We start from the raw sequence: 21,203 nt of genomic DNA, 5'->3' as shown, positions 1-21,203 counted from the left end.
GAGGAGGGGAGGAGCGCTTACCTGCCCGTGCCCTGTGCGATGCTGATGCAGGCCAGCGTAGACGCGATGTTCGCGTCCTGATCAGGAACAAAGACGGGGTAAGACTGGCGCAAACCACCGAAAACCGTGCGTTTTCAGAAAATCAACAAAAAGTTGAATCTTAGCATTTCTGCCGCTATATAGAGGCGGTCTCATCTGCCATGTGTAGAAGGAGCAACGGGGTCGCCTTTCGGGGCGGCCCTTGTCATTTGGGGTCGCTCATTCCCAAGGTGCGCGCCAATACGCAGCATGCTGTTCAGCGAACTGCCGCGCCCGGCCAGATCGCACCGTATACGTCGTCCAAAACAGCCAAAAGGTGCCGCGATCTTCGAGTATGAGCGCGTAGTTGTCCGCTTCGAGCCACATCACAACGCGTTTACGACCATTACGCCTGACGCGCCACCACAGGACGTCGCCACGTCCATCTGGTTGCGCGTTCCTAATCATATAGGCTGGCCAGGTTATACGCTCGCAACGTCGGGGGTCGATGAAGCGATCGTCCTCGGCGCGCGTTTCACCTTCCTCTTGGACGGCATGCCAGAAGGCAAACCCCTTGTCGTCAGTAGCGGGTGCATACTTAAACGAGAGACGGGTGCCCAGGAAGGAAAGCCGGGCGTTCACTACCTCGTTGATGTAGGCTTCATAAACGGCGTTGATGTGAGCCTGCGGATTGCCGCCAAAATCTTCCAGGCATATCAGGTCCGGATAGGCCATTAGTATCCGCCGGCCGAAGGGCGCCACGAAAGCAAGTTTACCTTGCGTTCAGAGAGATAGGAAGTTTCTCGTAAGTCTCTTGCGTATTGCCGCCCATAGGTGGCCAATGCATCAACAAGCTGTAGCTTCGTTTTACTGGAGTCTAAATTCCTATTGTAATACGATACTGCACCTAGGATCAAATCCGACAACTGCATAAGCTCGGACTCATCCGAACGGACCTGTTCAACCTTTTTCAATGTCTCGCAGGCATGGTCATGTATGCGGTTGCAGAGATATTCGTGCAACTTCCGCGTTTTCGGACCGCCTTGAGTGTCTTTAATGTCGAGATAGACATTATAGCTGTTGCCGGCGTTCTCGATGATCCTCACAAGAAGATGGTAATACATCTTGTAATAAAAATCATCGTGAGTCTGAGTGAAGCCCTTATGATCGAGTGACCGCTTTTCGTTGACGATAACCCCTCTAAAATAGAGGCGGTCATCGGTTACGAAGAACCTGATTAGATCAAGATAAAATTCGGCTTTGCTAGGTCCGACCTTCGACCATTTTACTTCAAACCCTCGGGACAAACCGTCTGGAACCTGCAAGCCGTGATGACGCTTGATCCCCCGGATTCGCTCAGAGATCGCTCTAACCTGACCAGTGTCACACCAAAGCGCGCCCAGAAGCATGACGTCATTTCGGTCGTTCTCTAGGTGACACGACTCATCACAGAATATGCTAACTTCCACCGACCACCTCATACTGCAGAAGCAGCTAAGCCATACTCGAGCTTATAGGCAAGGTATGCTGTTGGTAGGCGGTCGTACCCAGCTAAATTCCAGATCGAATAACGCCTTAGGTGATCGACACCGGTGGACCAAAATTTTAACGTTCAGGGATGAGCAGCCGGAACGAACGCCGCCTTGACAAGAAAGCGCTACGCAAGACCGTCATCAACCACCCTGTGGGGAAGCGCATCGCGCGAAACCTGAAGCAGGCCGGCACCGCGGCGACCGAAGTCTACCGGATCGACGGCGACACGCCGGATCAGCACATCTATTTCGATGTCTACTCGATGCGGACTTGGGCAACGGTCAATCTGGAGCCAGCCGTTATGCCGATGGACTGGGAACGAGCTGAAGACCTGATCAGGAGCGGGGCGGTGGATCGCCATCGCCTCATGGATCACACGATCCAGCACGACGCTCGACCGGATCGTGGGCCGTGATGCGGCGGGGATCGGCAACGACCAGATACTCGACGGCGCTCACACATATGTCGCAATGGCGCTGGGCGCGACCGCGTCAGGCCTTGCTGGCCAACCGGTGCCTATCCCGGCCTTTCTGCTGGAGCCCGACCAATGGAAGCGGTTCGTAATTCCTCATCACATCGCAAAGGCCCTCAATTTCGATAAACGGATAGATGACGATGATCGTAGCTGGGGCTTGCCGCCGCAGACTAAGTGACGCTGCAAATTACCTTAGGCGCTACCCGGCAAGCCCGGCGTACCTTCGGACACTGTCAGCAGTGACCCGAGTTCCGCCATCAGGCCTCTCAAGCGTGCCCTCGTTGATCAACTCGTAGACTTTGGTCCGCCCGATCGCGAGTGCGGCCATGGTCTGATTGACCGTCAGCAACAGCGCCCCGGAGTGCAGCGCGGTCAGATCGGGGCTTGCTGCTTCTTTATCGGCTTCGGTGTCGATGCTGCGTCGGCATCGCTGCCTAGGGTCGGTGTTGCTGGCGATACGGTACGTTGGATTGAGGGTTGCAGATGCTGGTGATCAGCGAGGCGGTTGATGTCGTCTGAGTGGAAGGCAACGGCAGTGACGTGAATGGCGGGATCTCCGCCGATCAAGTCCGATCCCGGTAGTCGCGCGGTGCCGCCACTCCAAATATCCTGATCGACGTCAGCGGCAATGATCCGCTCCCATGTGGAGGGTGGCACTCTTCCACCGCGGACCTCATGTCGGCTGCCTTTCGCATCAATCGTAATCTGTCGCAGCGCATATGACCGGACCAGTCCTGCGGCTGCGTAATCTCGGATGAGCTTGGCGGCGTCCTCAACACCAACGGCCTCGATCAAGCCAAGAGCTTCTTTCGGCGTTATCGAATATGGGTCGTCCACCACGTTTTCCTCTGCCAGGCAAGGGGTGGACGATAGGCAGGACAGGTTGGCCGCGGGTAACCAACTACGCCGTTGTTCGCGGATGTTCGCGCGTAACCGGCTGCGGGTGTGGGGATCAATGTGGGGGACAGAAGCCCTGCTGCGCTAGAAAGTCTAGCATTCTCAACACCTTAGCGGTGAGAGAGTGGTGCGGCCGAGAAGACTCGAACTTCCACGGGCTTTCGCCCACAACGACCTCAACGTTGCGCGTCTACCAATTCCGCCACGGCCGCACGTGTGAGAACGCCGGGCTGGGCCGGCATCTGGCAGGCGCAGGCCCCTAGCAAAGCGTTTCGGGCTCCGCAACGTCCCTTTTCATGCAATCGCGCTTTTCGTCGTCGCGGCGAACGGTTAGCGCCCCGCCATGGCCGCCACGCACCCCACCCTGACGACGCGCGCGGAGACGTGGCGGCTGCTTGCGCTCGCCTGGCCCGTCATGCTCACCAGCCTCAACTGGACGCTGCTGCAGGTGACCGACGTGATGGTTGTCGGCCTCGTCTCGACCGAGGAGGTGGCGGCGCTGGGGGCGAGCCGGGCGCTGGGCTTCGTCGGGATCGTCACCGGCCTCGCGTGGCTGTCGGGGGTGCTGGTGATGGCGGCGCGCGCGGACGGCGCGGGCGACCTGCCGCGGACCGGCAGCGTGCTGCGCGAGGGGCTGCTGCTCGGATTGGTGCTGGGGCTGGCGATCGGCGGCATCTTCCTCGCCTTCGCCGAACCGTTGCTGGCGCTGCTCGGCGTCGCCGCCGATCGGATCGACGACAGCGCGCGCGTCGTGCGCGCCTTCGCCATCGCCTATCCATTCCAGCTGGTCAGCGTCGCCGCCGCCTTCTTCCTCGAAGGGGTCAGCCGGCCGCGCCGCGTAACGGTGGTCAATCTGTCGGTGCTGCCGGTCAACGCCGTGCTCGCCTGGGCCCTGTCCGCCGGGCATATGGGACTGCCGGCGCTGGGTGCGGTTGGCGCGGCGCTGGCGACGAGCGTCGCCTCGCTGCTCGGCGCGGCGGGCATGGTGGCGAGCGTCGTCACCTTGCCGCGCGCGCGCGACCGCGGCGTGCTGCGCTTCGACTGCGCAGCCTGGATCGCGGTGCCGCGCGGGGCGTGGCGTCTGGCCGTCTTCGGGATCGTCCCGGCGGTGGCGTCGGGGCTGGAGCTTGCCGGCTTCTCGGTGCTGATCGCGCTCTCGACGCAGCTCGGCGATGCGGCGGCGCACGGCTTCCAGATCGTCTTCTCGATGCACAACGTCACCTTCGCGGTCGCGCTTGGGCTGGGATCGGCGGCGGGCGTGCGGGCCGGCAATGCCGTCGGCGAGGGGCAGCCGGCGGCGGCGGTGCGGCGGACGTTGATCGCCGTCGCGCTCGCCGTCGCCGCGCTCGGCCTCGGGGCGGGCCTGCTCGCGGCCGGGGCGGGGACGATCGTCGCGCTGTTCCCGGCGACGGCGGAGGTGCACCGCATCGCCGCGACGATGCTGCCGCGCTGGGCGCCGTTCGTCGTCTTCGACGGTATCCAGGTCGTGCTGGTCTATGCGCTGCGCAGCCTGGGCGATCAGGTGGTGGCGGGCGTCAACAGCATCCTCGCCTATTTCGTCGTCACCGGCGGCGTCGGCTGGTGGCTGGTCCATGCCGGCATCGGACCGATCGCGCTCGTCTGGGCGTCGGGCGCGGGCATGCTCGCCGCCGCGATCCTCCACGGCGCGCGATTCGCGCTGGTCAGTTCGCGCCTTCTCCGGCGAAGCTGAGCTCCAGACGCTTCGAATTTGACGGCACGTCAAGCTTGGCCGAATTGAAGTCGATCGACCCGCCGGGATTGAGCGTGCGCTGCTGCGGCGTGATCGTCCAGCTGTAGACGATCCGGCCCTGCGCATCGCGCAGCTCGGCGCGGATGTCCGGCACGCGCTGGCGTTCGCCGGAGGGATTGGTGACCCGGCCGCTGACCGCGAACAGTTCCGATCCGTTCTCCAGCTCGCGGCGCTCGATCGGATTGTCCTTCAGCCGCAGCGGCGATTCCTCCGTGCCGACCGGCAGGCCGATCCCGGCCAGCAGGCCGGGGGCGCCGAGGAACAGGATCGCGCCGACGCCGGCGATCATCAGCAGCCCGGCGAGGATCGCGATCACCGTCCAGCGCCGCGACGTGTTGCGGCGGTTCCGGAACGGCGGGCGATGCGCGAAGGCGTCGAAGCCGCCCGGGGGCGGGACGATCACCGGCTCCGGCACCGGCGCGGCGCGGGTGGAGGGGATCGCGGCGGGTTCGAGGAACGGCGGCACGCCCTCCTCGTCCTCGTCGGTCGCCGGTTCCGCCGGTACGGGCGGCGGTGGTGCCGGTGGCGGCGCCTCGGGCAGCGGCGGGTCCTGGAACCAGCTGTGCCGGCAATTGGCGCAACGGACGGTGCGTCCTTCGGCCCCGATCGCGCTATCGGGCACCAGGTAGCGGGTGCTGCATTCGGGACATTCGAGGATCATGCGCAACGCTTCACGGACGGGTCGCGGAACGATGACCGCAACGCGGGTGATTCTAAGCACGTGAGCCGCCATGCTGGCAAGCTTGAAGCCGCGCGCCGCGCATGCGAAGGCAGTCTGCAAGGCCTGGAGGTTGCCCTCCCGGCGTCCTGTTGGAGCGGTCGCGGCCACGTTCATGGCAAATATCGTGCAGTTCGAAAATGTTGGGCTGCGGTATGGCACCGATCAGGAAACCCTGTCGGACATCAGCTTCACGCTGGGCAGCGGCGCCTTCTATTTTCTGACCGGCGCAAGCGGCGCGGGCAAGACTTCGCTGCTCAAATTGCTCTACCTCGCGCAGCGGCCGAGCCGCGGCATCATCCGGCTGTTCGGCGAGGATGCGGTGACGATGCCGCGCAGCCGCCTGCCCGGATTCCGCCGCCGGATCGGCGTGGTGTTTCAGGATTTCCGGCTGGTGCCGCACCTGTCCGCCTGGGACAATATCGCGCTGCCGCTGCGCGTCGCCGGCATGCCCGAGGCGGATATCGAACAGCCGGTGCGCGAGATGCTGGCCTGGGTCGGTCTCGCCGAACGCGCGCGCGCGCGACCGGCGACGCTGTCGGGCGGCGAGCAGCAGCGCGTCGCGATCGCCCGCGCGGTGATCGGCCGGCCGGAGGTGCTGGTCGCGGACGAACCGACCGGCAACGTCGATCCCGACATGGCCGACCGGCTGATCCACCTATTCGAATCGCTCAACAAGCTCGGCACCACCGTCGTCGTCGCGACGCACGATTTCCAGCTGCTCAACCGCGTGCCGGGTGCGCAGATGATGCGGCTCGACAAGGGCCGGCTGCACGATCCGACCGGGTCGCTGCGCTATCCGCCGCCGCCGCGGGGGCAGGCATGACCGCAAGGCCGGCGGCGTGAGCGGGGCGGACCGGCGCGTCCTCGACGAGGCGGGCGGCCTGCGCGCGATGACCTGGGTCATGGCGATCATGTTGTTCCTGACGCTGCTCGCCGCTGCGCTCGGGCTTGGCACACGGCAGTCGGCGCGGTCGCTGGAATTGCAGCTGGCCGGGCGGCTGACGGTGCAGGTGGTGGAGGGCAGTCCGGTCGCGCGCGATGCGCTGGCGGCGCGCACGCTCGGCGTGCTGCGCGCGCTGCCCGGGGTGCGGCGCGCGACGCCGGTCGATCGCGCCGCGCTCGCACACCTGCTCGAACCGTGGCTGGGCGGCACGGGCGCCGATGCCGACCTGCCGGTGCCGGCGATGATCGACGTCGACCTCGCCGCCGGCGCCGATCCCGACCGCGTGGTCGCCGCGGTGAAGCGGATCAGCGGCCAGAGCCGCGTCGACCAGCACCAGCGCTGGATGTCGCCGGTCGGCGATTTCCTCGACACGCTGACCTGGCTGGCGCTCGGCCTCGTCATGCTGATGCTCGCCGCCACCGCCGCGGTCGTCGTGCTGGCAGCGCGGGCCGGGCTGGAGACGCATCGCGCGACGATCGAGGTGATGCACATGCTCGGATCGACCGACCTTCAGGTCGCGCGGCTGTTCCAGCGGCGGATCGCGCTCGACGCCGCGATCGGTGCCGCGGCGGGCGGCGCGGCGGCGCTGGCGGTGCTCGCCTTCCTCGGCACGCGACTGGCGGCGCTGGGGTCCGAGCTGCTCGGCGGCATCACTCTGGGGGCGGGCGACTGGGCGCTGCTCGTGCTGCTCCCGGTCGGCTTCGTCGTGCTGGCGACCGCGGCGGCGCGGATGACGATCGTCGGCGCGCTGAGGCAGGCGCTATGATGACGCGGCTGCTCGGGCTGGTCGCCTTGCTGTGGTGCCTCGGCTTTGCCGTGTTCATGCTGCTGCTGCCGCGCCCGCTGGAGGGCAACACCACCGATGCGATCGTCGTGCCGACCGGCGGCGCGGGCCGGATCGACCGCGGCATCGCGCTGCTGCAGGCGCATCAGGCGCGGCGAATGCTCGTCACCGGCGTCGCGCCGGGGGTGCGGCCGATCGACCTCGCGCGCGAATATCGCACGCCGGCGGCGCTGTTCGCCTGCTGCATCGATCTCGGCGCGGATGCGGTCGACACGCGCTCGAACGGCGAGGAAACCGCCGCCTGGGTCAAGACCCACGGCTATCGCACGATCCGGCTCGTCACCTCCGACTGGCACGTGCCGCGCGCGCGGATGGAACTGGGCGCGGCGATGGGGCCGGGCGTGCGCGTGCTCGGCGACGGCGTGCCGAGTACGCCGCGGCTCGGCACCCTGGTCAACGAATACAACAAGCTGATCCTGCGGCGCGTCGCGCTGTGGCTGGGAGTGGGTGCATGAACCGGTTGCGGACCCTGATCTTCACGGTCCTGTTCTATGGCCTGTCCGTGCCGATCGTGCTCACCGTACCGGTGTCGGCGTTGTTCGGCCGTGCGGCGGTGATGCGGCATGCGCATGTCTGGGCGCGGATGCACCGGTTGCTGTACCGCTCCGTCATGGGCATCCGCGTGGTCGTGGAGGGGCAGGTGCCCGATGGCGCCATCTTCTACGCCGCCAAGCATCAGGCGATGTTCGAAACGCTGGAGCTGCAGCTGGTGCTCGGCGGCCCGGCGATGGTCATCAAGCGCGAACTCAGCCGGCTACCGTTCTGGGGCTGGGCGGCGATGCGCTATGGCGGGATCGTCGCCGATCGCGAGGCCTCGGCGAGCGCGCTGCGATCGATGATGCGCGCCGCCAAGGCGCTGAAGGCGGAGGGGCGGTCGATCCTGATCTATCCGGAGGGCACGCGCGTGTCGCCGGGCGAGCAGCCGCCGCTGCAATCGGGCTTCGCCGGCCTGTATCGCGCGCTGGGCATGCCGGTGGTGCCGGTGGCGCTCGACACCGGCGTGGTATGGCCGAAGCAGGGGGCGAAGCGATCGGGCGTGGTGACGATCCGGCTCGGCGACGCGATCCCCGCCGGCCTGCCCCGCGCCGAGATCGAGGCGCGCGTTCACTCCGCGATCAACGTGCTCGATCGCGGCTAGGCATGGACGCGCCTGTTGCGTCAGTGGCTGCGACCGAAGTCCGGCTTGGCGTCGTCCTGGCCCTGTTCGATGATCGACCGCCGGATCGCGCGGGTGCGGGTGAACAGGTCGAACAACTGCTCGCCATCGCCCCAACGGATCGCGCGTTGCAGCATCGTCACGTCCTCGGTCAGCCGCTGGAGGATCTCCAGCACCGCCTCGCGATTGTTGAGGAAGACGTCGCGCCACATCGTCGGGTCGGAGGCGGCGATGCGGGTGAAGTCGCGGAACCCGCCGGCGGAGAATTTGATGACCTCCGACTGCGTCACCTCCTCGAGGTCGCTGGCGGTGCCGACGATCGAATAGGCGATGAGGTGCGGCACATGGCTGGTCACCGCGAGCACGAGGTCGTGGTGCTTGGGGGTCATCACCTCGACCTGCGCGCCCAGCGCCTCCCAGAAGGCGCGCAGCCGCAGCACGGGCGCGTCGGGCGTGCCGTCCTCGGGCGTCAGGATGCACCAGCGGCCACGGAACAGGGTCGCGAACCCCGCCTCCGGGCCGCTGTGCTCGGTGCCGGCGACCGGGTGGCCGGGGACGATCGTCGCATCGGGCAGCACCGCGCGCAATGCCGCGAGCACGCTCTCCTTCGATCCGCCGACGTCGCTGACGATCGCGTCGGCGGGCAGGTCGTCGACGAACTCCGCCGCGACCGCACCCATCGCGCCGACGGGGACGCAGAGCATGACGAGGTCGGCGTCGATCACCGCCGCACCGGCGCTGTCGGCGATATCGTCGGCGAGTTCGATCCGGTCGGCGATGGCGCGCACGTCGGGATCGGCGTCATAGCCGGTGATCCGCACCGTCGGCATCGCCGCCCGCACGCCGCGCGCCACCGAAGATCCGATCAGGCCCAGCCCGATGATGGTGACGCGTGCGAAGGGCAGCATCAGGCGGCCCGTTCGACCTCGGCGCGCAGCACGGCGACGACGTCGTGCATCTCCGCCTCGGTGCCGATCGTGATCCGCAGGCCATGCGGCAGGCCCTGACCCGGCAGCCAGCGGGTCGCATAGCCCGCCGCCATCAGCGCCTTGTACGCGACCTCGGCGCTCAGCGCGCCGTCGAACAGCACCAGCACAAAATTGGCCTTGCTCGGCACCGCGCGCAGGCCGGGCAGTGCGTCGACCTGTTCGGCGAACCAGCCGCGCCAGGTGCGGTTGTGGCTGCGGCTGTGTTCGACGAAGCCGGCATCGCCCAGCGCCGCGATCGCCGCGGCCTGCGCGCCGACGCTGAACGCGAAGGGCGCGCGGATGCGGTGCATCGCATCGATGATCGCGGGCGCGGCATAGCCCCAGCCGACCCGTTCCGACGCCAGCCCGAAGATCTTCGAGAAGGTGCGCGTCACCAGCACGTTCGGCTGCGTCCGGGCGAGGTCCAGCCCGCCGTCGTCGTCCTCGGGATCGAGATATTCGGTATAGGCCTGGTCGAGCACCAGCAGAACGGACGAAGGCAGGCCGGCATGCAGCCGCGCGATTTCGTCGCGGGTCGAATAGGTGCCGGTCGGGTTGTTCGGATTGGCGACGAAGACCAGCTTCGTCCGTTCGGTCACCGCGGCCAGGATCGCATCGACGTCGGTCGCATAGTCGCGATCGGCGACCACCACCGGCGTCGCGCCGACGCGCCGCGTCGCGATCTCGTACACCGCGAAGCCGTAGCGGACGTGGACGATCTCGTCCCCCGGCCCGGCGAAGGTGCCGGCGGCGAGGTGGAGCACCTCGTCCGATCCGGTGCCGTAGATCAGCCGCTCCGCCTCGACCCCGTAATGCGCGGCAAGCGCGGCGCGCAGGTCGATCGCGGCGGCGTCGGGATAGCGTTCCAGATGCATCGCGGCGTCGCGATAGGCGCTGCGCGCCGCCTCGGGCGTGCCGAACGGATTCTCGTTCGACGACAGTTTGGCGACCTTGCGGCCGTCTTCGCTGGTGGCGCGGCCGGGGACGTAGGGGGCGATGCCCATGATCCAGGGCTTGGGGGCAGGTACGGTCATGACGCGGCCTTAGCGGGCGGGTGCTTGCGTTGACAAGAAGAGCGCCGTAGCGACCCCGGCAATGAGCGACGATCAGCGGTTCGGCACTGGGCGCCACGTCACGCTGCCGGGGCCGCTGCGCCTCGACGGCGGCGTGCTGCTGTCGCCGGTCGAGATCGCCTATGAAACCTATGGCACGCTCGCACCCGACGGCGGCAATGCGATCCTCGTCTGCCATGCGTTGACCGGCGACCAGCATGTCGCGTCGGATCATCCGCGCACCGGCAAGCCCGGCTGGTGGACGCGGATGATCGGGCCGGGCAAGCCGATCGACCCGGCGCGCGATTTCGTCATCTGCAGCAACGTCATCGGCAGCTGCATGGGCTCGTCCGGCCCGGCGAGCGTCAACCCGGCGACGGCACGGCCATGGGGGATGGCGTTCCCGGTCATCACCATCCGCGACATGGTACGCGCGCAGGCGATGCTGCTCGATCATCTCGGGGTGACGCGGCTGAAGGCGGTGGTCGGCGGATCGATGGGCGGCATGCAGGCGCTCAGCTGGGCCGCGACCTTCCCCGACCGTATGGACGCGCTGGTGGTGATCGGCTCCACCGCGCGCCACACCGCGCAGAACATCGCGTTCCACGAGGTCGGGCGGCAGGCGATCATGGCCGACCCGAAATGGCAGGGGGGCGACTATTACGGCGGCGAACCACCCGCCGCCGGCCTCGCCGTGGCGCGGATGGCGGCGCACATCACCTATCTGTCCGAGGCGGGGCTGACCGAAAAGTTCGGCCGGCGGCTGCAGGCGCGGGAAGCCAAGAGCTTCGGCTTCGATGCCGATTTCCAGGTGGAAAGCTACCTGCGCCATCAGGGGCTGAGCTTCGTCGACCGGTTCGACGCCAACAGTTATCTCTACATCACCCGTGCGATGGACTATTTCGACCTCGCCGAGGAACATGGCGGGATGCTCGCCAACGCCTTTCGCGCCACCGCCGCGCGCTTCTGCCTCGTCAGCTTCGATACCGACTGGCTGTATCCGACGGTCGAATCGCGCAGCATCGTGCAGGCGCTCAACGCCGCCGGCGCGCCGGTCAGCTTCGTCGAACTGTCGAGCCCCTATGGCCACGATGCCTTCCTGCTCGACGCGCCGGAGATGAACCGGGTGGTCGACGGCTTCCTGAAGGGGGGACGATGATCGCGCTGAACGACGACCGCGCGCGGCTCGATGTCGCGCGCATCCATGGCTGGCTCGCGTCGAGCTATTGGTCGCCCGGCATCGACCGCGCATTGGTCGAGCGTGCGATCGCGGGGTCGCATTGCCTCGGTGCCTATCGTGACGACGGGCATGGCGGCGAGCAGGTCGGCTTCGCGCGCGCGATCACCGATCACGCCACCTTCGCCTGGATCGCCGACGTGTGGATCGACGAGGGCGCGCGCGGGCAGGGGCTGGGGCGCCGCATGGTCGGCTGGTTCGTCGATCACCCGGCGTTCGCCGGCATCCGCCGGATCGCGCTGGTCACTGCCGACGCGCATGGCGTGTACGAGGCGCTCGGCTTTCACACGCCGCTGCGGCCCGACCGCTACATGGAGCGGCTGTCGGCGGAGGCGACGGCGATGCTGCGGGCGGCGCGATGAGCCTGCTCCGTCCCGACCTGGCGGTGATCGCCGACCATGTCGCGCCGGGCGCGCGGGTGCTCGACGTCGGCTGCGGCGACGGCGCGCTGATGGCGGCGCTGCGCGACCGGCGCGGCTGCGATGCGCGCGGGCTGGAGATCGACGCCGGCAACGTCGCCGCCGCGGTCGCGCGCGGGCTGTCGGTGATCCAGGGCGATGCCGACGTCGATCTCGCCGGCTATCCCGATCGCAGCTTCGATTATGCGATCCTCAGCCAGACGTTGCAGACCGCGCGCGCCCCTGACCTCGTGCTCGACCATCTGTTGCGCATCGGCGCACGCGCCTTCGTCAGCTTTCCCAATTTTGCGCAATGGCGCATCCGGCTGTCGCTGCTGTGGGGGGGGCGGATGCCCGTCACGCGGCAATTGCCCGAACAATGGTATGACACGCCCAACATCCATCATGTGACGATCGACGATTTCCGCGCCTTTCTGCATGCCCGGCGCGTCGTCGTGGAGGACGCCTGGTTCCTGTCCGGAGATCGCCAGCGCAGCTCCGCGGCGGCCAATCTGCTCGCGCAGCACGCCGTGTTCCTGCTGCGCCGCTAGAGCACGAAAACATGTCCGTTTCGAACATGGCGGGCTAAGATCATGGAACCAAAGTGGTTGATCTGTGTTTGGCAAGGCCAAGCCTAGGATCACCATGACCAAGACAGCCTTAATCGTTGAGGACGAGATTTTCGTAGCCCTCGACCTTGAGCGTATCCTGATCGATGCGGGCTATCACGTCGCCGCGATCGCCGCGGATAGCGCCAGCGCGATCGAAGCGGCGCCGGGATGCGGCTTCGCGTTCGTCGACGTCAATCTGCGCGACGGCGCCACCGGACCGGGCATCGCCGAGCGCATGGCGCGCGATTACGGGGTGAAGGTGGTGTTCGTCACTGCCAACCCGTCGCAGATCGACTGCGGGGGCGATTGTGCGATCGGTTATATCCGCAAGCCGTTCAGCGAGGCGGCGATCTTGGCGGCTGCGGCGATGGCGAGCGACGATGCCGGCCTCGCCGCGCCGGCCAACGACGATATCGTGCTGCTGCGGCCGACCGCCGGCTGATCGCCCTCAGGGGCGACTGAACGCCGTCAGCGGGATCTGCACCGTCATCACCAGTCCTTCGGGCCGCCAGTCGCGCGACACCGTGCCGCCGAGCTGACGCACCGCGGACAGTTCGATCAGCTGGCTGCCGAATCCCTGCGGACCGGTCGGCGCGACCACCGCAGGCCCGCCGCGCTCGGTCCAGCGCAGCGTCGCTCGATCGTCGTCGCGGCTGATCGCAATCTCCACCACGCCCTCATGCGTCGACAACGCCCCATATTTGGTCGCGTTGGTCGCCAGCTCGTGGAACAGCAGCGCCAGCGGCGTCGCCGACCGGTCGTCGATCGCGATCTCGTCGCCGGTGATCGCCAGCGGCTGCCGGTCACTGCGGCGATAGGGTTCGAACAATTCGCCGAGCAGGCCGTGCAGGCTGTCCTGTTGCGCCGACGGGCGCGACGCGGGGCTGTGCGGGCGGACGAAATCGTGTGCGCGGCCGAGCGCGGTGATCCGCTGGCGCAGATCGGCGGCGATCGGCGCGAAATCCGGACGGCTGCGCGCCGCGAACGAGATCAGGCCGGAGATCACCGCGAAGATGTTCTTGATCCGGTGCGACAGCTCCTGGCTGATGACCTCACGCTCGTGCAGCGCCAGCTTCTGCTCGTGGATGTCGGTGCAGGTGCCGAACCAGCGCGTGATATGGCCGTCGGCATCGCGGATCGGCAAGGCGCGGCCGAGCACCCAGCGATAGGTGCCGTCGAAATGGCGCAGGCGATATTCGATCTGATAGGGATCGCCGGTGGTCAGCGAATGGCGCCACACGCTCCATGCGCGTTCCTGATCCTCGGGATGGAAGACGTCGTTCCAGCCCTCGCCATCGGTCGATCCGGGCGGCGTGCCGGTGAATTCGTACCAGCGCGCATTGTAATAATCGTGATAGCCGTCGGGCAATGTCGACCAGACCATCTGCGGCATGGTGTCGGCGAGCGTGCGGAACCGGTCCTCGCTGTCGGACAGCTGGCGGCGGGTGTCGCGTTCGGCGGCGCGCCATGCGGCGGCGTCGCGGCTGTCACGCAGCCGCGCCATGACGTTGTCGGCCAGCGTCGCCAGCCCCTGCAACTGCAGCGGCGTCAGCCCCTCGCGTGGTTCGGTATCGATCACGCACAGCGACCCCAGCGGGATGCCATCGTCCGACACCAGCGGCGCGCCGGCGTAGAAGCGGATGTGCAGGTCGCCGGTAACCAGCGCATTGTTGACGAAGCGCGGATCGTGCGTCGCGTCGGGGACGACCATGATCTGGTCCTCCAGCATCGCATGCGCGCAGAAGGACGTCTCGCGAGAGGTTTCGGTGAGGTCGAGGCCGGTGCGCGAGATGAAGGTCTGGCGCGATTCCTCGACCAGGCTGACCAGTGCGACCGGCGTGTTGCACAGCGCAGCGGCGAAATCGGTGATCCGTTTCAGCGCCGCGCTGTTGCGCAAGGATTCGAGGTCATAGGTCTGCATCGCGGCGGCGCGTACCGCCTCGTCGACCTGCCAGCCGCGCGCGACCGGTGCGGGGTGCGCGACAGGCGCGCCGCCGCACAGCAGGTCGGGATCGAGCATCGGGGTGGCTGGCGGCGTGCTCAGAACGGCACGTCGTCGTCGAGATCGTCGGCAAAGCCTCCACCCTGGCCGAAGCCGCCGCGGCCCGCGCCGCCGCCCGCCGGGGCGCTGCCGCCGCCGGACCGGCCGCCGCCACCGCCATAGCCGCCACCGGACGCCGCGCCGCCGAAGTCGCCGCCGCCGCTCCAGTCGTCACCGCCGCCGCGCGCGCCGCCGGCACCACCGCCGCCGCCGCCCTGGCCACCGTTCGGGCCGTCGAGCATCGTCAGCACGCTGTTGAAGCCCTGCAGCACGATCTCGGTCGAATATTTGTCGTTGCCCTGCTGGTCCTGCCATTTGCGGGTCTGCAGCGCGCCCTCGATATAAACCTTCGACCCCTTGCGCAGGAAGCGTTCGGCGACGTTGGCGAGCCCTTCGTTGAAGATCGCGACCGAATGCCATTCGGTCTTTTCCTTGCGCTCGCCGGACATCTTGTCCTTCCACGATTCGGACGTGGCGATGCGGAGGTTGACGACCTTGCCGCCGTTCTGGAACGCCCGCGATTCGGGGTCGCGCCCCAGGTTGCCGACGAGAATGACCTTGTTGACGCTGCCCGCCATGACTTGCCCCGAAACTGTCTAGAGGCCGGCGAACACCGCCAGCCAGTATGTGATCCCGGCCATGATGTAGGCGGCGGCGAACAAATAGCCAACCATGAACAGCGGCCATTTCCACCCGTTCGTTTCCCGCCGGGTCACCGCGATCGTGGAGATGCACTGCGGCGCGAACACGAACCACATCAGGAAGGCGAGCGCGGTCGGCAGCGTCCAGCGGCCGCGGATCTGGTCAGTGATCCGGTCGGCGCCGCTGCCTTCGGCATCATCGATCGCATAGACGGTGCCGATCGCCGACACCGCGACCTCGCGTGCCGCCATCGCCGGCAGCAGCGCCAGCGCGATGTCGCGATTGAAGCCGATCGGCTTGACGACATATTCGATACCATGGCCGATGCGCCCGCCGATCGAATAATCGACCGGGCTGATCCCGCTGCCCTCGGGGGGCTTGGGAAAGCTGAGCAGCAGCCACAGCACGACCGTCGTCGCGGCGATGATCGTGCCGGCGCGCTTCAGAAAGATGATTGCGCGCTGCCACAGGCCGATCAGCACGTCGCCGATCCGCGGCACCTGGTATTTCGGCATCTCCATCATGAAGCCCGACGAGGCGCCCTTGGTGACGGTGCGGCGCAGGATCAGCGCGGCGACATAGGCGCCGGCGATGCCGATCACGAGCAGGCCGAACATCACCACCCCCTGCAACCGGACGAACGGCAGCAAGGGCGTGTTGGGGATCATCGCACCGATGATGAGCGTGTAGACCGGCCAGCGCGCGCTGCACGTCATCAGCGGCGCGATCAGGATCGTGGTCAGCCGGTCCTTCTCGTCGTCGATCGTCCGTGTCGCCATGATGCCGGGCACCGCGCAGGCGAAGCTCGACAGCAGCGGGATGAACGCGCGGCCCGACAGGCCGACCGTCGCCATCAGCCGGTCCATCAGGAACGCGGCGCGGACCATATAGCCCGACGATTCGAGGACGAGGATGAAGAGGAACAGGATCAGGATCTGCGGCAGGAAGACGATAACCGCGCCGACGCCGGCGATCAGGCCGTCGGTCAGCAGCGAGCGGACGAAGCCTTCGGGCATCGCGGTCTTGATCGCATCCTGCAGCCAGCCGAAGCCGGCATCGATCGCATCCGCCGGTACGCTCGCCCAGGTGAATACCGCCTGGAACATCACGAACAGGATGGTGACCAGCAGCAGCGGCCCGGCCACCGGATGCAGCGCCACCGAATCGAGCATATGCGCCCAGCGGCGCCCCGCCGTCTCCGACACGGTCGCCGCGGTGGCGATCTGCCGGGCGCGGCGTTGCAAGTGGACGATGTCGTCCTGCGTCCCCGCGCCGATGTCGGGCGAGCGCCGGGGCCCGCCGGCGAGCGCATCGTCCAGCGCCGCGCGCAGGGCATCGAGGCCGCGCTTGCGCACCGCGACGGTGGGGACGACGGGCACGCCGAGCTCGCGCGCCAGCACCGCCGCATCCAGCGTCAGCCCGTCGCGCTCGGCGAGGTCGACCATGTTGAGCGCGACCACCACCGGCAGGCCGAGCGCGATCAGCTGCAGCGTGAAGCGGAGATGGTTGTCGAGATTGGCGGCATCGACCACCACGACCAGAGCGTCGGGCAGCCGTTCGAGGCTGCTCGCGCCGGTGACGACGTCGCGGGTGACGCGCTCGTCGGGGCTGGACGGTTCGAGGCTATAGGCGCCGGGCAAATCGATCAGCTCGACCGGGCGGCCGTCGTCGAGCACCAGCCGGCCCGAATGGCGCTCGACGGTGACGCCGGGATAATTGCCGACCTTTTGGCGCGCGCCGGTCAGCGCGTTGAACAGCGCGCTCTTGCCGGCATTGGGATTGCCGACCAGCGCGACCAGCGGGGATGCGTGCACCGGTTATTCGGCGGGTAGCGCCGGGGCGACATGGATCGCACCCGCGACCGCACGCCGCAGCGCGACGGTCATCCGGCCGATCCGGCAGGCGATCGGCCCGCCGCCCAGCGAGGCGCGGTGCAGCACCTCGACCGGCACGCCCTCATCGAAACCGAGTTCGCGCAGGCGCCGCGCCTCGGGCAGCGCCAGTCGGGTCCAGTCGATCGCGGCGACGGTCGCCGGCTGGCGACGCGGCAGCGACACGAGATCGAGGACGGTGTGAGCGGCGGGCACGACGGTACGCGACATATCCATGCTGCGAGTGATTATCATTTACGGTCGTGGGAGTAAAGCCGCACCGGCTCGCTTCGCCGCACGCCCGGACGACCGCCCTAGACGACCGGATAACGCAGCCGGCCGACGAAGCGCGACAGGCTGGGGCGATGCTCGTAGCGCTTCACGAACGCCGCCTTGCCCTTCTCGAAGCGCATGATCCCGTCGATCCGCCGCGAAAGGAACGCGCGCGTATCGGCATGGCCTTCGCTGTCGTCGTCGAGGAACACCGTCACCGTCGCGCCATAGACGCCGAGCAGGATCGTGCGCTTGGTGTAATGGTTGTAATCGGTCGCGGTGTCGCAGGCCATGCGCCACATCAGGTCGACGCTGCGCCAGCCGAGCCGCGCCGCGCGCGTCAGGTTCTGCGGTAGCGCCAGGATCGCGACCGCACGGCGCAGCGATTCGCGGTTGATCGCCACCGCATCGAGTCGCGCTTCGACCAGTGCGGTGATCCGCTCGCGGATCTTCATCGCGGCCAAGGCCTCCGCCGGCAGCCGCTCCGCCATCTGCCGGTCGATCGCGGCGAACCACGCATCGATCATGTCGACCGCGCCGTTCGGGAAGGCGAGCCGCGCCACGTCGCGATCGATCCCGGCCGCGTCCGCCGCCATGTCGCGCGCCGCGTCGCCCCAGCCGTCGAACGCGGCATTGTCGGCGATGCCGGGCGCGAGGGCATCGCGGATCTCGTCGAGTGTCAGGTCCTGCGTCATGATCCCACCTCCTGCGCTACCGTCTTCGCCGGCGCAACCTCGGCGCGGCGCACCAGCACCAGCGCCAGTGCGACCAACGCCACGCCGACCCAATCCGGTCCCTGCAACCGCTCGCCATATTCGATCCAGCCGACCGCGCCGGCGACGATCGGCTGGATCAGCAGCGCGATGCCGACGACCAGCGGCGACAATTGGCCGAGCGCGAAGATCATGCAGCCCTGCCCGAGCACTTGGCTGACCAGCGCCAGCCCGAGCAGCGGTGCCCAGTGCTGCGGCATCACCTGTTCGTGCAGCAGCAGCGCGAACAGCAGCAGCGGCAAGGCGGTGGCCGCACTCGCCAGCGCCAGCGCCGGTAGCGGTCGCATCGTCGCGCGCACCTGCGCCATGACGATGAAATAGACGGTGTAGAGAATGCCGGCGACGATGCAAAGCAGGTCGCCGGCGAAGTTGCGCGGATCGACCTGATACGACCGCCCCATCAGCAGCCCGGCGCCGATCGCGGCGAGCCCCAGTGCGATCCCCTGCGTCCGCGTCGGCCAGGTACGCGCGGCGAGGAAGCCGTAGATCGGATAGATCAGGATGGCGGCATTGCCGAACAGCGTCGCATTGGTCATCGTCGTGCGCAGGATGCCGAGGTGCCAGCTGGCCAGATCGGCGGCGAAGGCGACGCCGCCGATCGCCAGCATCGCCCACATGCCGCGCGTCATCGCCACCGGCCGCGCGCCCCGCGCCAGCGCCAGTGCGGCGAGCAAGGGCATCGCCAGCGTGATCCGCCAGAATCCCGCCGCCACCGGCCCGACATCGGCGAGCCGGACGAACCATGGTCCGAACGCCAGCGCGACATTGCCGATCACCAGGGCGAGAAACGCGAGACCGACGGTTGCCGTAACGTCAACCGTCGCGGTTGCCGCCGGGACAGTTTTTCTTGGGGTCCGTGCCTGATGCATGCCGCCCTGTAGCCCCCTATTTCCCGTTCGTCAGGCCACTTACGGAGCAACCATGCCGAGCCTTTTCGATCCCATCCAGCTGGGCGACATCCCCGCCGCCAATCGCATTCTCATGTCGCCGCTGACCCGCGGTCGCGCCACCGACGATCACGTGCCGACCGACATCATGGTCGATTACTACCGCCAGCGTGCGGGCGCCGGGCTCATCATCAGCGAAGGCACCGGCATCAGCCGGCAGGGGCTCGGCTGGCCCAACGCGCCGGGCCTGTGGACCGAGGCGCAGGTCGAGGCGTGGAAGCCCGTGACCGCGGCGGTGCACGAGGCCGGCGGCAGGATCGTCGCGCAGATCTGGCACATGGGCCGGCTGTCGCGTCCCGACGTGATCGGGATGACGCCGCTGTCGTCCTCGGCGACGCGCGCCCCCTATCACAAGCCCGAAAACCCCTATGGCGAGGCGCAGGCGGCGACGCTGGACGACATCAAGCGCGCGCAGGACGATTATGCCTCGGCCGCGACGAACGCGATCCGCGCCGGCTTCGACGGCGTCCAGCTGCACGGCGCCAATGGCTATCTGATCGACCAGTTCCTGCGCGACGGCACCAATCTGCGCGACGACGAATATGGCGGCAGTCCGGAAAACCGCATCCGCTTCATGCGCGAAGCGGTGGCGCGCGTCATCGACGCGATCGGCGCGGGCCGCACGAGCATCCGCCTGTCGCCGAACGGCGAGACGCAGGGGGCGGACGACAGCGATCCCGTCAGCGTCTTCGTCCCCGCCGCCGCCGCGCTCGACGCGCTCGGCATCGCCTTCCTCGAGCTGCGCGAACAGGCACCTGACGGCACCTTCGGCAGCAGCGACGTGCCCAAGCTCAGCCCCGAGATCCGCAAGGTGTTCAAGGGGCCGCTGATCCTCAACCAGGATTACGGGCTCGATGCCGCGCAGGCGGACGTCGATTCGGGACTGGCGGACGGCATCGCCTTCGGCCGCAAGTTCATTGCCAACCCCGACCTCGTCGAACGCTTCCGCCGCAACGCGCCGCTCAACACCGACAATATGAAGACGTGGTATTCGACCGGCCCCGAAGGCTACACCGACTATCCCGCCCTCGAAACGCAGGCGGCGTAACGGCGGCCTGCCCCCTCCCGTTGCGGGAGGGGGCATGGTCAGGCGCGGCGCAGTTCCGGGACGAGCCGCTTGAGGTCCGCGGGGGCGAGGCGGCGGACGTCGAGCGCGTCGACGCCGGCGACCAAGATCTCGCCCAGCCGGCGCTCGCCAGTGTCGATCAGAATGCCCTCGGCGGTGGAGCGCAGGGCGACCCAGGCGACCTCGCGCACCGCCATCCTCTTGCCGTCGCGCTTCATCACCGCGACGCGGCCGGCACGGTCGACCGCGAGCGCGCCGCCGCCATCGGCACCGACCACCGCACCCTGCGTATCGAAGCCGGCGAGCGCCTGTTCCGCCGCTTCCGCGGCCTCTTCGGGGCTCGCGATCCGCGTCGTGCGCCGGCGCAATAGTCGCCACGCGATTGCGACGACGGCCAGCGTGACGACCACGCCCGCTGTAATGCCGATAAGGAGCATGTCGTCGATCACGCGGGGCTCACTGCCCGCCGGCCAGCGCGTCCAGCGTCGGCCGCATCCCCGAAAGGTCGTAGCCGGCGGCGCGGGCCTGGCCGACCAGCAGGTCGGGGTTGCGCCCGGCCTTGGCCGCGGCCAGCGCCCACAGGTTGCAGCTTCGCGTGCCGGACCGGCAATAGGCGAGCACCGGGCCGTCGGCCGCGGTCAGCGCCTGGGTCATCGCATCGATCTGCGGGTGCGAGAATCCCGCATGGGTGATCGGGATCGCGACATAGGCAAGCCCCGCCGCCTCCGCCGCGGCGCGGATCGCGTCGCCGGCCGGCTGGCCCGCCTCTTCCTCGTCGGGACGATTGTTGACGATGGCGACGAACCCCGCCGCCTTGATCGCCGCGATGTCGTCGACCGTGATTTGCGGAGCGACGCTTACGGATTCGTTGATGGTGCGGATGTCGGCCATCCGGTGCCGATACGCGATCAGCCGTGGCGCGTCAGCTGTTTTGGTCGGCTTTGGATAGGTTTGCGGCAGATCGTG

25 protein-coding genes and 1 tRNA gene are annotated in these 21,203 nt (G+C 67.8%); 11 read left to right on the top strand and 15 right to left on the bottom strand.

Translation table 11 applies throughout. From position 1 onward, the window contains the following. Positions 1 to 258: 258 nt before the first annotated feature. Together AC1RTO_RS13840 and AC1RTO_RS13835 are read right to left on the bottom strand one after the other, a co-directional pair. Positions 259 to 753 carry a hypothetical protein gene (locus AC1RTO_RS13840; RefSeq protein ID WP_493161395.1) on the bottom strand — a complete coding sequence of 165 codons (495 nt, stop codon included), beginning with the start codon at positions 751 to 753 and terminating at the stop codon, positions 259 to 261. Further along, entirely contained in the window at positions 753 to 1,499 is a 747-nt protein-coding gene (locus tag AC1RTO_RS13835; protein WP_493161394.1) for a DUF3800 domain-containing protein, read from the bottom strand. The genes AC1RTO_RS13840 and AC1RTO_RS13835 overlap by 1 nt, the downstream gene beginning before the upstream one ends. 137 nt (positions 1,500 to 1,636) lie before the next feature. On the opposite strand from AC1RTO_RS13835, the gene AC1RTO_RS13830 reads away from it, so the two are divergent. Further along, the gene (locus tag AC1RTO_RS13830; protein WP_493161393.1) at positions 1,637 to 1,966 is read left to right on the top strand and encodes a hypothetical protein; all 330 of its coding nucleotides are present in this window, start codon (positions 1,637 to 1,639) and stop codon (positions 1,964 to 1,966) included. Between the two features lie 432 nt (positions 1,967 to 2,398). On the opposite strand, the gene AC1RTO_RS13825 is transcribed toward AC1RTO_RS13830, so the two are convergent. Continuing rightward, entirely contained in the window at positions 2,399 to 2,863 is a 465-nt protein-coding gene (locus AC1RTO_RS13825; RefSeq protein ID WP_493161392.1) for a hypothetical protein, read from the bottom strand. A gap of 185 nt (positions 2,864 to 3,048) precedes the next feature. Beyond that, a tRNA-Leu gene (locus AC1RTO_RS13820) sits at positions 3,049 to 3,135 on the bottom strand. A gap of 131 nt (positions 3,136 to 3,266) precedes the next feature. On the opposite strand from AC1RTO_RS13820, the gene AC1RTO_RS13815 reads away from it, so the two are divergent. Beyond that, the gene (locus AC1RTO_RS13815; RefSeq protein ID WP_493161391.1) at positions 3,267 to 4,634 is read left to right on the top strand and encodes an MATE family efflux transporter; all 1,368 of its coding nucleotides are present in this window, start codon (positions 3,267 to 3,269) and stop codon (positions 4,632 to 4,634) included. On the opposite strand, the gene AC1RTO_RS13810 is transcribed toward AC1RTO_RS13815, so the two are convergent. Continuing rightward, a complete protein-coding gene (locus tag AC1RTO_RS13810) occupies positions 4,606 to 5,355 on the bottom strand; it encodes an MJ0042-type zinc finger domain-containing protein (RefSeq protein WP_493161390.1) in 750 nt (249 codons plus the stop codon). The genes AC1RTO_RS13815 and AC1RTO_RS13810 overlap by 29 nt on opposite strands. Positions 5,356 to 5,527: 172 nt before the next feature. Here AC1RTO_RS13810 and ftsE point away from each other — a divergent pair, with 172 nt between their 5' ends. From ftsE to AC1RTO_RS13790, 4 genes are all read left to right on the top strand, one after another. Further along, positions 5,528 to 6,238 carry a cell division ATP-binding protein FtsE gene (ftsE, locus tag AC1RTO_RS13805; RefSeq protein WP_293875955.1) on the top strand — a complete coding sequence of 237 codons (711 nt, stop codon included), beginning with the start codon at positions 5,528 to 5,530 and terminating at the stop codon, positions 6,236 to 6,238. Positions 6,239 to 6,305: 67 nt separating this feature from the next. Further along, positions 6,306 to 7,124, top strand: coding sequence for a cell division protein FtsX (locus tag AC1RTO_RS13800; protein WP_493161605.1), 819 nt, complete (start codon positions 6,306 to 6,308; stop codon positions 7,122 to 7,124). Further along, positions 7,121 to 7,657: a YdcF family protein gene (locus AC1RTO_RS13795; RefSeq protein WP_493161389.1), complete on the top strand. Its 537-nt coding sequence runs from the start codon at positions 7,121 to 7,123 to the stop codon at positions 7,655 to 7,657. The genes AC1RTO_RS13800 and AC1RTO_RS13795 overlap by 4 nt, the downstream gene beginning before the upstream one ends. After that, complete coding sequence (locus tag AC1RTO_RS13790) at positions 7,654 to 8,340, top strand: lysophospholipid acyltransferase family protein (RefSeq protein WP_493161388.1); 687 nt, start codon at positions 7,654 to 7,656, stop codon at positions 8,338 to 8,340. The genes AC1RTO_RS13795 and AC1RTO_RS13790 overlap by 4 nt, the downstream gene beginning before the upstream one ends. Before the next feature lie 20 nt (positions 8,341 to 8,360). On the opposite strand, the gene AC1RTO_RS13785 is transcribed toward AC1RTO_RS13790, so the two are convergent. After that, positions 8,361 to 9,266 (bottom strand): prephenate/arogenate dehydrogenase family protein, encoded by a 906-nt coding sequence (locus AC1RTO_RS13785; RefSeq protein ID WP_493161387.1) that lies wholly within the window; start codon positions 9,264 to 9,266, stop codon positions 8,361 to 8,363. Beyond that, positions 9,266 to 10,360: a histidinol-phosphate transaminase gene (hisC, locus tag AC1RTO_RS13780; RefSeq protein ID WP_493161386.1), complete on the bottom strand. Its 1,095-nt coding sequence runs from the start codon at positions 10,358 to 10,360 to the stop codon at positions 9,266 to 9,268. The genes AC1RTO_RS13785 and hisC overlap by 1 nt, the downstream gene beginning before the upstream one ends. A gap of 61 nt (positions 10,361 to 10,421) precedes the next feature. Between hisC and metX the strand changes: the two genes are divergently transcribed. The 4 genes from metX (at position 10,422) to AC1RTO_RS13760 (ending at position 13,066) form a co-directional block, all read left to right on the top strand. Beyond that, a complete protein-coding gene (gene metX / locus AC1RTO_RS13775) occupies positions 10,422 to 11,537 on the top strand; it encodes a homoserine O-acetyltransferase MetX (protein ID WP_493161385.1) in 1,116 nt (371 codons plus the stop codon). Continuing rightward, positions 11,534 to 11,977, top strand: coding sequence for a GNAT family N-acetyltransferase (locus AC1RTO_RS13770; protein ID WP_493161384.1), 444 nt, complete (start codon positions 11,534 to 11,536; stop codon positions 11,975 to 11,977). Before metX ends, AC1RTO_RS13770 begins: the two co-directional genes overlap by 4 nt. Continuing rightward, the gene (metW, locus tag AC1RTO_RS13765; RefSeq protein WP_293875962.1) at positions 11,974 to 12,564 is read left to right on the top strand and encodes a methionine biosynthesis protein MetW; all 591 of its coding nucleotides are present in this window, start codon (positions 11,974 to 11,976) and stop codon (positions 12,562 to 12,564) included. The genes AC1RTO_RS13770 and metW overlap by 4 nt, the downstream gene beginning before the upstream one ends. 94 nt (positions 12,565 to 12,658) lie before the next feature. Continuing rightward, a complete protein-coding gene (locus tag AC1RTO_RS13760; protein ID WP_493161383.1) occupies positions 12,659 to 13,066 on the top strand; it encodes a response regulator in 408 nt (135 codons plus the stop codon). A 6-nt stretch (positions 13,067 to 13,072) separates the two neighbouring features. Here the strand turns inward: AC1RTO_RS13760 and AC1RTO_RS13755 are convergent, their stop codons facing one another. The 6 genes from AC1RTO_RS13755 to AC1RTO_RS13730 form a co-directional block, all read right to left on the bottom strand. Continuing rightward, the gene (locus tag AC1RTO_RS13755; RefSeq protein ID WP_493161382.1) at positions 13,073 to 14,644 is read right to left on the bottom strand and encodes a sensor histidine kinase; all 1,572 of its coding nucleotides are present in this window, start codon (positions 14,642 to 14,644) and stop codon (positions 13,073 to 13,075) included. A 20-nt stretch (positions 14,645 to 14,664) separates the two neighbouring features. Beyond that, positions 14,665 to 15,243 carry a single-stranded DNA-binding protein gene (gene ssb, locus AC1RTO_RS13750; RefSeq protein WP_493161381.1) on the bottom strand — a complete coding sequence of 193 codons (579 nt, stop codon included), beginning with the start codon at positions 15,241 to 15,243 and terminating at the stop codon, positions 14,665 to 14,667. An 18-nt stretch (positions 15,244 to 15,261) separates the two neighbouring features. Further along, positions 15,262 to 17,121: a ferrous iron transporter B gene (gene feoB / locus AC1RTO_RS13745; RefSeq protein ID WP_493161380.1), complete on the bottom strand. Its 1,860-nt coding sequence runs from the start codon at positions 17,119 to 17,121 to the stop codon at positions 15,262 to 15,264. 3 nt (positions 17,122 to 17,124) lie between these two features. Then, on the bottom strand, positions 17,125 to 17,415 hold the full coding sequence (locus tag AC1RTO_RS13740) for a FeoA family protein (protein ID WP_293875966.1): 291 nt from the start codon (positions 17,413 to 17,415) through the stop codon (positions 17,125 to 17,127). A 77-nt stretch (positions 17,416 to 17,492) separates the two neighbouring features. Then, complete coding sequence (locus AC1RTO_RS13735; RefSeq protein WP_493161379.1) at positions 17,493 to 18,146, bottom strand: COQ9 family protein; 654 nt, start codon at positions 18,144 to 18,146, stop codon at positions 17,493 to 17,495. Further along, positions 18,143 to 19,093, bottom strand: coding sequence for a DMT family transporter (locus AC1RTO_RS13730; RefSeq protein WP_493161378.1), 951 nt, complete (start codon positions 19,091 to 19,093; stop codon positions 18,143 to 18,145). Before AC1RTO_RS13730 ends, AC1RTO_RS13735 begins: the two co-directional genes overlap by 4 nt. A 52-nt stretch (positions 19,094 to 19,145) precedes the next feature. Between AC1RTO_RS13730 and AC1RTO_RS13725 the strand changes: the two genes are divergently transcribed. Continuing rightward, on the top strand, positions 19,146 to 20,219 hold the full coding sequence (locus AC1RTO_RS13725; RefSeq protein ID WP_493161377.1) for an alkene reductase: 1,074 nt from the start codon (positions 19,146 to 19,148) through the stop codon (positions 20,217 to 20,219). 38 nt (positions 20,220 to 20,257) lie between these two features. Here AC1RTO_RS13725 and AC1RTO_RS13720 read toward each other — a convergent pair whose 3' ends face one another. Then, positions 20,258 to 20,686, bottom strand: a complete 429-nt coding sequence (locus tag AC1RTO_RS13720) for a hypothetical protein (RefSeq protein ID WP_493161376.1) — start codon at positions 20,684 to 20,686, stop codon at positions 20,258 to 20,260. Positions 20,687 to 20,693: 7 nt separating this feature from the next. Beyond that, positions 20,694 to 21,128 carry a protein tyrosine phosphatase family protein gene (locus AC1RTO_RS13715; RefSeq protein ID WP_493161375.1) on the bottom strand — a complete coding sequence of 145 codons (435 nt, stop codon included), beginning with the start codon at positions 21,126 to 21,128 and terminating at the stop codon, positions 20,694 to 20,696. Positions 21,129 to 21,203: the final 75 nt, after the last annotated feature.

It is taken from the genome of Sphingomonas sp. GW821-FHT10F09, from assembly GCF_058809195.1.
Note: the sequence above shows the minus strand (reverse complement) of the source record. Positions and strands in the feature narration are given on the sequence as shown.

Bases quoted from the DNA above. Each gene is read 5' to 3' on its own strand.
- AC1RTO_RS13790 (WP_493161388.1), top strand. From the start codon at position 7,654: ATGAACCGGTTGCGGACCCTGATCTTCACGGTCCTGTTCTATGGCCTG.
- AC1RTO_RS13735 (WP_493161379.1), bottom strand. From the start codon at position 18,146: ATGACGCAGGACCTGACACTCGACGAGATCCGCGATGCCCTCGCGCCC.
- AC1RTO_RS13815 (WP_493161391.1), top strand. From the start codon at position 3,267: ATGGCCGCCACGCACCCCACCCTGACGACGCGCGCGGAGACGTGGCGG.
- hisC (WP_493161386.1), bottom strand. From the start codon at position 10,360: ATGACCGTACCTGCCCCCAAGCCCTGGATCATGGGCATCGCCCCCTAC.
- AC1RTO_RS13755 (WP_493161382.1), bottom strand. From the start codon at position 14,644: ATGCTCGATCCCGACCTGCTGTGCGGCGGCGCGCCTGTCGCGCACCCC.
- AC1RTO_RS13730 (WP_493161378.1), bottom strand. From the start codon at position 19,093: ATGCATCAGGCACGGACCCCAAGAAAAACTGTCCCGGCGGCAACCGCG.
- ssb (WP_493161381.1), bottom strand. From the start codon at position 15,243: ATGGCGGGCAGCGTCAACAAGGTCATTCTCGTCGGCAACCTGGGGCGC.
- AC1RTO_RS13800 (WP_493161605.1), top strand. From the start codon at position 6,306: ATGACCTGGGTCATGGCGATCATGTTGTTCCTGACGCTGCTCGCCGCT.
- ftsE (WP_293875955.1), top strand. From the start codon at position 5,528: ATGGCAAATATCGTGCAGTTCGAAAATGTTGGGCTGCGGTATGGCACC.
- AC1RTO_RS13785 (WP_493161387.1), bottom strand. From the start codon at position 9,266: ATGCTGCCCTTCGCACGCGTCACCATCATCGGGCTGGGCCTGATCGGA.
- AC1RTO_RS13760 (WP_493161383.1), top strand. From the start codon at position 12,659: ATGACCAAGACAGCCTTAATCGTTGAGGACGAGATTTTCGTAGCCCTC.
- AC1RTO_RS13725 (WP_493161377.1), top strand. From the start codon at position 19,146: ATGCCGAGCCTTTTCGATCCCATCCAGCTGGGCGACATCCCCGCCGCC.
- AC1RTO_RS13770 (WP_493161384.1), top strand. From the start codon at position 11,534: ATGATCGCGCTGAACGACGACCGCGCGCGGCTCGATGTCGCGCGCATC.
- AC1RTO_RS13830 (WP_493161393.1), top strand. From the start codon at position 1,637: ATGAGCAGCCGGAACGAACGCCGCCTTGACAAGAAAGCGCTACGCAAG.
- metX (WP_493161385.1), top strand. From the start codon at position 10,422: ATGAGCGACGATCAGCGGTTCGGCACTGGGCGCCACGTCACGCTGCCG.
- AC1RTO_RS13715 (WP_493161375.1), bottom strand. From the start codon at position 21,128: ATGGCCGACATCCGCACCATCAACGAATCCGTAAGCGTCGCTCCGCAA.
- AC1RTO_RS13840 (WP_493161395.1), bottom strand. From the start codon at position 753: ATGGCCTATCCGGACCTGATATGCCTGGAAGATTTTGGCGGCAATCCG.
- AC1RTO_RS13835 (WP_493161394.1), bottom strand. From the start codon at position 1,499: ATGAGGTGGTCGGTGGAAGTTAGCATATTCTGTGATGAGTCGTGTCAC.
- AC1RTO_RS13740 (WP_293875966.1), bottom strand. From the start codon at position 17,415: ATGGATATGTCGCGTACCGTCGTGCCCGCCGCTCACACCGTCCTCGAT.
- metW (WP_293875962.1), top strand. From the start codon at position 11,974: ATGAGCCTGCTCCGTCCCGACCTGGCGGTGATCGCCGACCATGTCGCG.
- AC1RTO_RS13810 (WP_493161390.1), bottom strand. From the start codon at position 5,355: ATGATCCTCGAATGTCCCGAATGCAGCACCCGCTACCTGGTGCCCGAT.
- AC1RTO_RS13795 (WP_493161389.1), top strand. From the start codon at position 7,121: ATGATGACGCGGCTGCTCGGGCTGGTCGCCTTGCTGTGGTGCCTCGGC.